Raw genomic sequence first — 6781 nt, forward strand, 5'->3', positions numbered from 1 at the left:
GACGAGCAGCGGGTCGACGTCGACCCACCTGCCCGCGTGCCGGTTCGCCCGGGTCAGGTCGGAGTCGTCGCGGAACCTGCTGCAGGTCGCGTCGATCTCGGACAGGACCCGCTTCGCGAGGCGGACGGCGTCGGCCAGCCCTCCGGGGCGGCGTACCGCCAGGAAGGCGTAGGTGCCGAGGGCGTCGAAGCGCGCGTGCGTCGTCGTCATGTCAGGAACCGCTGCTCGGTGCCGGCGGCGGGGGAGGCGGCGGAGCCGGTGCCGGGGCGGCCGGGGCGGGAGCCGGGGCGGCCGGGGCGGGAGCCGGGGCGGAGGCCGGGGCGGCCGGGGCGGGAGCGGAGGAGACGGCGCCGCCCGACGAGCTGGAGCTGACCGGAGCGACGGCGCCGCCCGATCCGGGAGCTGCGGTGGCCCCGGCTGCCTGCACGTACTGTGTCGTGGTGCGGGTGACGTAGGGGCGCTGCTTGAGGGTGACAGCGGCGGCCGCCTGGGCCTTGGCGTACCTGGCCTGCTGGCGGGCGTACTTCTTGGCCCAGGCCTCGGCGGCCTGTGCCTCCTTCTCGGCCTTGGCTGCCTGCTCGGCGGCGAAGTCCTGGGCGGTGACCCCGACCAGCCACCCGGTGGCGGTCAGGGCACCGGCCGTGCCGACGCCGGTGACGGCGGTGACGGCGAGGCGGTAACGGTCTCGGTGGCGGTGGCTGTAACTCATGCCACAACAGTCCTCGGACGCAGGCAAGAGCGCCTCAACGTCGCGTTAAGGATCCGTTATGCGTCAACCGGCTTGAGGAAGGCTTGATGTTGCGGAGATGTGCGCATAGGGAATCTCCGTGTGACATCTCCGCCATGAACTTGAAAAGCATGCTCGTCGCTGGAGCCGCCACCGTCGCCGGAGTAGGCGGAGGTGTCGCGGTCTACCAAGCCACCGCACCCGCGAAGGTTGAGACCGAGGCAGCCGCTCCCGCGGCCGCCACGCCCAAGGCTCGTGCCCCCCAGGCGAAGGTACGGTACGCCCCCTGCACCCCACCCGCGGTCCTCGAGGGCGGGAAGTGCGTCACCACCCAGGTCCAGACGGTGACCGTCCCGGCCCCGGCCGCGGCTCCGGCACCGGCCGCGCCCGCATCGCCGAAGGCCGCCCCCGCGCCGGCAGCTCCGCAGGCGCCGGCACCGGCTCCCGCCCCGGCCCCCGCAGCACCGGTCGCTCCTGCCCAGCAGCCCGCCAGCCACCCGGCCGGCGAGGGTGAGCACCACGAGGATGAGGACAGCGACTGCCGCAAGCTGCGCGAGCACGACTACGACGACGCGGAGGAGAAGGCCGAGCTCGAGGAGGAGTGCGCGGAGGCCAAGGCCGAGGAGCACGAGGACGGTGACCGTGTCGCCTCCGGTTCCGGCACTCACCGCTCCGGCGGTGCCCGTGAGGAAGACTGACAGGTCAGTCGGCAGCAAGCGGCAGGGTCACCTCGACGGTGGTCCCGCCCGCCTCGCCGGGGCCGAACTTCAGGTCCCCTCCGGCGCCGACCGCCGTGCGACGAGCGATGTCGAGGCCGAGCCCGGTCGACCCCAGCCGATCACCGGCTCGGGTGGCCGGGCCCGGCCCGTCGTCGGAGACCACGAGCCGGACTTCTCCGTCCTCCTCGGCGAGTCTGACCGCGAAGGCGGTCTGCTCCGGTGTGTGGGCGAAGACGTTGTCGATCAGGCAGTCGACCAGGTCGGCCAGGTCGTCCGGAGCCACCGGCACCGTGAGCGCCGCCTCGGGAATCGCGATCTCGGTCGGGCGGTCCTGGTCGTCGGCCAGCACCTGCCAGAAGGCCGTACGGTCGCGGACCGTCGCCGAGAAGTCGCCGACCGACCGCAGGTCGGTGCGAACCGGACGCCGCGCCTCGCGCACGATGGCGTCGATGCTGCGCTGCAGGACGGCGATGTGATCGCCGAGCCGGCGCGCGAGCGCCTGGTCCTTGACGGCCTCCGCGTCCAGCCTCAGCGCCGTCACCGGTGTGCGGAGCCGGTGGGAGAGGTCCCCGACGGTGGCCCGCTCGGCCGCCAGGAGCTCGCGGATCCGTTCGGCCAGGCCGTTGAGCGCCCGGGCCAGCTCCTTGGTCTCCGCCGTGCCCCTCACCCGGGCCCGGGCGGCGAGGTTTCCCCCGCGGAGCTCGTGAGCGGTCCCGGCGACCTCACGGAGCGGCTCGGCGAGCCGGCGGCCCTGCCACGCGGCGGTGGCGCCGGCCAGCGCCAGCAGCAGCAGACCCAGCCCGACGATGCCCAGCCAGGCGCTGGTGACTCCCGCGTGCAGCACCTCCGGCTCGACGGAGGTGCGGACGACCGCCGTGCCCTGGTCGTTGACGACTGGCAGCAGCACCCGTCCGCCGGAGTCGTCCACGACCTCGAACGCATCGCCCCCCAGCGCGCGCTGCACCTCCGGGTCGTCCGGGTCGAGGTCGCCGTTGCCCAGGACCTCGCCGTCGACCGTCAGCACCGCAGTCTCCGCCCCACCCGGGGCGTCGAGGCCCCTGACCACCTCGTCCACACGTTCGTTGTCGACGAGTCCCCCCGTGACCAGGATGGCGACGTTGCGGGCCTCCTGGTCCGCCGCAGCCATCGCCCGGTCCTCGGCCAGGGTCTGGACGAGCAGGCACAGCGGGATCACGAACGAGACGACCACGGTCGTCGTGGCCGCCAGGACCAGCCATGAGATGTGACGACGCATCAGTCCGGCTCGTGCTCGGGGTCGACCAGACGGACCCCGACGCCACGAACGCTGTGCAGGTACCGCGGCTGGGCGGCGGACTCCCCGAGCTTGCGCCGCAGCCACGAGAGGTGGACGTCGACGGTCCGGTCGGAGCCGCCGTACGCCTCCTGCCAGACCTCGGCCAGCAGCTCGGCCTTGGTCACCACCTGACCGTGCCGCGAGGCGAGGGCCAGCAGGAGGTCGAACTCCTTGCGGGCCAGCTCGAGGCGCTGTCCGTTGAGCGTGGCCATCCGGCTGCGCTCGTCGATGACCAGCTTGCCCACCCGCAGCGGCTCGATGACGCTGCTCTGGGTGGCCCCGGACCGGCGGAGGACGGCACGGATCCGGGCCGCCACCTGCTCGGTCCCGAAGGGCTTGACCACGTAGTCGTCGGCGCCGTTGTCGAGCGCCTCGACCATCGTCGGGTCGTCGTCCTGGGCCGTGATCACGATGATCGGAACCTCCGACGCCGCCCGGATCATGGAGATCAGGGCGATCCCGTCGACGTCGGGCAGGCCGAGGTCGAGAAGGACCACCTGGGGGTCCCCGCTGAGCACGAGCTCGAGGCCGGTCAGCCCACGGGCGGCCGTCGCCACGGCGTGTCCGGCCTCGGTCAGGCCGCGGCGACAGGCGATGCGGATCGCCTCGTCGTCCTCGACGACCAGGATGCGGGCCATGCCCTCACGCTATCGGCTGTCCCCCTGCTCGCGCCGCCTATTGGTCCCGTGGCGGTGCTGACTGAGAGGATGCCGCGATGAGGATCACCCGCACCTACGTCCTCGCGGCCTCCGCCTGGCTGGTCCTCGTCGTGGTGGGTGCCGTGCTGGTCTGGGCCGTGATCTCCCGGGCCGGCCAGGGCGTGGTGACCCAGCCCGGTGCGCCGCTGGGTGCCGGCGCGCCGATCACGGCGCCGCCGTCCGAGCGGCCCGACAGGCCGAGGTCCGAGAAGTCGTCGCAGCCGCGCCCGTCGAGCTCTGCAACCGGGTCACCGAGCAGGCCCTCCACCGGATCCCCGGGCGCGCGCCCGCCGTCGTCCCCGCCGAGCTCGTCACCACCTCCGCCGGTGAACGCCAGCCCCGGTTCGGGACCTGGCCCTGGCCCCGGCCCGGGGCCCTCGTCGTCGCCGCAGAACCCGCCCCCTTCGTCCTCGCCGTCCTCGCCCAAGCCGACGCAGGACAGTGGCGTGCGCCGCACCTGGCAGGGGAGCGCCGGAGCGGTCACCGTCGAGTGTCGTGGCGGGTCGATCTCGCTCGAGGGCGCTCAGCCCAACAGCGGGTGGTCGATCGAGATCGACCGCAGTGGCCCAGAGGAGGTGCAGGTGGACTTCGAGAGCAACGACGGTGATCGCCGTACCCGCGTGCAGGCGGAGTGCGTCGGCGGAACGCCGAGGTTCGAGGTCGACACCGGTGACTGAGCGGCGGAGCTAGACCCCGATCTCCTCCCACGGGCCCCAGATCGCGAAGGTCAGGCCGTTGGAGGCCTGGATGTTCACGAACAGGGTGTGCCCGTCCGGGCTGAAGGTCGAGCCCGCGAACTCCTCCCTGAACCGCTCCGAGCCGTTCGCGCCCCTGAGCCGGTTGAGGGCGATGTCCCACAGGTTGCCCTCGGGCGAGAGGCCCCGGACGTAGTTGTCCCCGGCGCCGTCCTCGCAGACCACGAGCGTCCCGCGCGGGGAGGTGGTGATGTTGTCGGGCAGGTCGAGGGTCATCGGGCCGGGCGACTGGAAGACCACCCGCAGCGTCTCCGCCCGGGTGTCATAGGCCCACACCTGGCCGGAGCCGTTGCCGAAGCCGCCGGCGTCGCCCGCAGCCGAACCGGGCTCGGCCGGGCCGCCGCCCTGGGTCGAGGTGAAGTAGACGACGCCGTCGTCGTAGACCTGGCCCTCGAGCCGGGAGAAGTACGCCGCACCCTGGGCCCAGCCCTGGCTGCTGACGTGGGTGAGGGCGGTGTTGTTGGGCGTCGGCGCCGGGGTGCCCTCCTCGTAGGGGTACTCGACGTCGGGCTCCGCGATCGGCACCCACTCGACCTGGTAAACCGTGTCCTGGGTCTGCTGCTGCTCGAGGTGGGCATTCGTGACGCCCGTGACCTTCAGCATGTGCAGCTCGCCGTGCCGGTCGAGGGACCCGGTGGTCATCGGGTTCTCGCGGGGGGTGTAGCGGTAGAAGCCGGAGGCGAAGCCGAAGTTGTCCTCCGTGAGGTAGAGCGCTCCGCCGACCGGGTCGAACGACACCGCCTCGTGGGCGAAGCGTCCCGCCCGGCGGATCGGGGTGCGGTCGGACTGGCCCGAGCCGGGGTAGGCGCTGGCCGGTACCTCGTAGACGTAGCCGTGCCGCTTCTGCAGCGGCACGTTGGAGGCGCCGGTGAAGTCGGGGCCGACGTCGGGTCCGTTGACCGTCTCCTCGCAGGTGATCCAGGCGCCCCACGGCATCTGCCCACCCGAGCAGTTCATCATCGTCCCGTTGAGGCTGGTGTAGGAGCGGACGACCTCGCCGTACTTCGTCACCTGGACGGTGGTGGTCCCGCCGCCGCCCATCCGGTCGTAGGGCCGGCCCGGGCCGAAGGCCGGGCTGGGGTTGTTGATCTCGTGGTTGCGGACCAGCAGGATCGTGCCGCCGGGACCCTCGAAGGCGCCCATCCCGTCGTGCCGGCCGGGCAGCCTGGTGCCGTCGGTCAGGGTCACCGGCGTCTCGGTGTCGTGGAAGGACCGGTACCGGAATCCCTCCGGCAGGTGGAGCCGCACCACGTTGTCACGCTCGTCAGGGACGGGCACGAGGTTGGCCGCCGACGGCGCACTCTGCGCCTGCGCGGGCGAGGCGATCAGCCCGGCGAACGGACCGGCGGCGGCAACGGCAGCGGTGGACTTCAGGACGGTACGGCGCTCGACGGCCATGGTTCTTCCCTCCCGGACGGGGTGTCATGTGATCCGGGACACGCTAGCTCCGGGATGCCCGGGCGCCCGATCCGGGGGTGCCCGGAAAGATCGGGACGGCGGTCCGCACGGGACTGTCCGGGCCGGGGTTTAGGGTGCACAGGTGCCGCAGCCCGAGTCCCCCGTCCAGGACATGCTGGCCGCTGCGGTCGAGGCGCTGGGAGGCCAGGAGCGACCGGGTCAGGTGGCGATGGCCGAGGCCGTGGCGAGCGCGATGGAGAGCCGCCAGCACCTCCTCGTGCAGGCCGGCACGGGCACCGGCAAGTCGCTGGGCTACCTGGTCCCGAGCCTGCTGCACGACCGGCGGGTCGTGGTGGCGACCGCGACGCTCGCCCTGCAGCACCAGCTGGTCGAGCGCGACATCCCACGCCTCGTCGAGGCGGTGGGTGACCGGCTCGACGCGAGCTACGCCGTACTCAAGGGGCGCTCCAACTACGCCTGCCTGCACCGGATCCGCGAGGGCGTCCCCGACGACCAGGGCACGCTCGTCGACGTCCCCGAGGGGTCGCTGGGCAAGAAGGTGCTCGAGCTGCGCTCGTGGGCCGAGGAGGAGGCCGAGGGCGGCGGCAGCGGCGAGCGCGACCGGGCGCCGCGACACACCGACCGGGAGTGGCGCCAGGTCAGCGTCGGCCACCGCGACTGCCTGGGCGCCGCCAAGTGTCCGTTCGGCACCGAGTGCTTCGCCGAGCTGGCGCGGGAGAAGGCGCACCGCAGCCACCTGGTCGTCACCAACCACTCCCTGCTCGCGATCGACGCGATCGAGGGCGTCCCGATGATCCCCGACTACGACGTGGTGGTCATCGACGAGGCCCACGAGCTGGTGGCCCGGGTGACCCAGGCCGCGACCGACGAGCTCGGCGTCTCCGACGTCGAGCGTGCGGCCCGCCGCTCCCAGCGGCACGTCGACGGCTCCGAGGCCGACGACCTGGCCGACGCCGCCGATGCGCTTGCCGACTCGATCGCCGCCGCCTCGCCGGGCCGGTTCGACGCGGTCCCCGAGCAGCTGGCCGACGCCCTGGTGCTGGTCCGCGATGCCGCTCGCGCCTGCCTGTCGGCCTATCCCAAGGACTCCGACGAGGCCGACCCGGGGCTCACCCAGGCCAAGGGGTCGGTGCAGGACGTCTTCGTCA

The 6781-nt window shown here is 72.9% G+C and carries 9 protein-coding genes; 3 read left to right on the forward strand and 6 right to left on the reverse strand.

Annotation, left to right across the window (positions count from 1 at the left end; genetic code table 11):
* Both VFN12_RS01380 and VFN12_RS01385 read right to left on the reverse strand, forming a co-directional pair.
* Window positions 1–210: hypothetical protein (locus VFN12_RS01380; RefSeq protein WP_414689998.1), on the reverse strand; the 210-nt coding region annotated here is incomplete at its 3' end.
* A gap of 1 nt (window position 211) precedes the next feature.
* On the reverse strand, window positions 212–709 hold the full coding sequence (locus VFN12_RS01385) for a hypothetical protein (RefSeq protein WP_325116752.1): 498 nt from the start codon (window positions 707–709) through the stop codon (window positions 212–214).
* A gap of 134 nt (window positions 710–843) precedes the next feature.
* On the opposite strand from VFN12_RS01385, the gene VFN12_RS01390 reads away from it, so the two are divergent.
* Window positions 844–1425, forward strand: a complete 582-nt coding sequence (locus tag VFN12_RS01390) for a hypothetical protein (protein WP_325116753.1) — start codon at window positions 844–846, stop codon at window positions 1423–1425.
* Window positions 1426–1429: 4 nt separating this feature from the next.
* Here VFN12_RS01390 and VFN12_RS01395 read toward each other — a convergent pair whose 3' ends face one another.
* The 3 genes from VFN12_RS01395 to VFN12_RS01405 form a co-directional block, all read right to left on the reverse strand.
* Window positions 1430–2701 carry a HAMP domain-containing sensor histidine kinase gene (locus VFN12_RS01395; protein WP_325116754.1) on the reverse strand — a complete coding sequence of 424 codons (1272 nt, stop codon included), beginning with the start codon at window positions 2699–2701 and terminating at the stop codon, window positions 1430–1432.
* Window positions 2701–3399, reverse strand: a complete 699-nt coding sequence (locus tag VFN12_RS01400; RefSeq protein WP_325116755.1) for a response regulator transcription factor — start codon at window positions 3397–3399, stop codon at window positions 2701–2703. Before VFN12_RS01400 ends, VFN12_RS01395 begins: the two co-directional genes overlap by 1 nt.
* 94 nt (window positions 3400–3493) lie before the next feature.
* The gene (locus VFN12_RS01405; protein WP_325116756.1) at window positions 3494–3886 is read right to left on the reverse strand and encodes a hypothetical protein; all 393 of its coding nucleotides are present in this window, start codon (window positions 3884–3886) and stop codon (window positions 3494–3496) included.
* Between the two features lie 19 nt (window positions 3887–3905).
* Here VFN12_RS01405 and VFN12_RS01410 point away from each other — a divergent pair, with 19 nt between their 5' ends.
* Window positions 3906–4136, forward strand: coding sequence for a hypothetical protein (locus tag VFN12_RS01410; RefSeq protein WP_325116757.1), 231 nt, complete (start codon window positions 3906–3908; stop codon window positions 4134–4136).
* Window positions 4137–4145: 9 nt separating this feature from the next.
* Here VFN12_RS01410 and VFN12_RS01415 read toward each other — a convergent pair whose 3' ends face one another.
* On the reverse strand, window positions 4146–5612 hold the full coding sequence (locus VFN12_RS01415) for a PhoX family protein (protein ID WP_325116758.1): 1467 nt from the start codon (window positions 5610–5612) through the stop codon (window positions 4146–4148).
* A 142-nt stretch (window positions 5613–5754) separates the two neighbouring features.
* Between VFN12_RS01415 and VFN12_RS01420 the strand changes: the two genes are divergently transcribed.
* Window positions 5755–6781: ATP-dependent DNA helicase (locus VFN12_RS01420; protein WP_325116759.1), on the forward strand; the 1027-nt coding region annotated here is incomplete at its 3' end.

Source organism: Nocardioides sp., from assembly GCF_035703625.1.
Taxonomy (GTDB): Bacteria; Actinomycetota; Actinomycetes; order Propionibacteriales; family Nocardioidaceae; genus Nocardioides.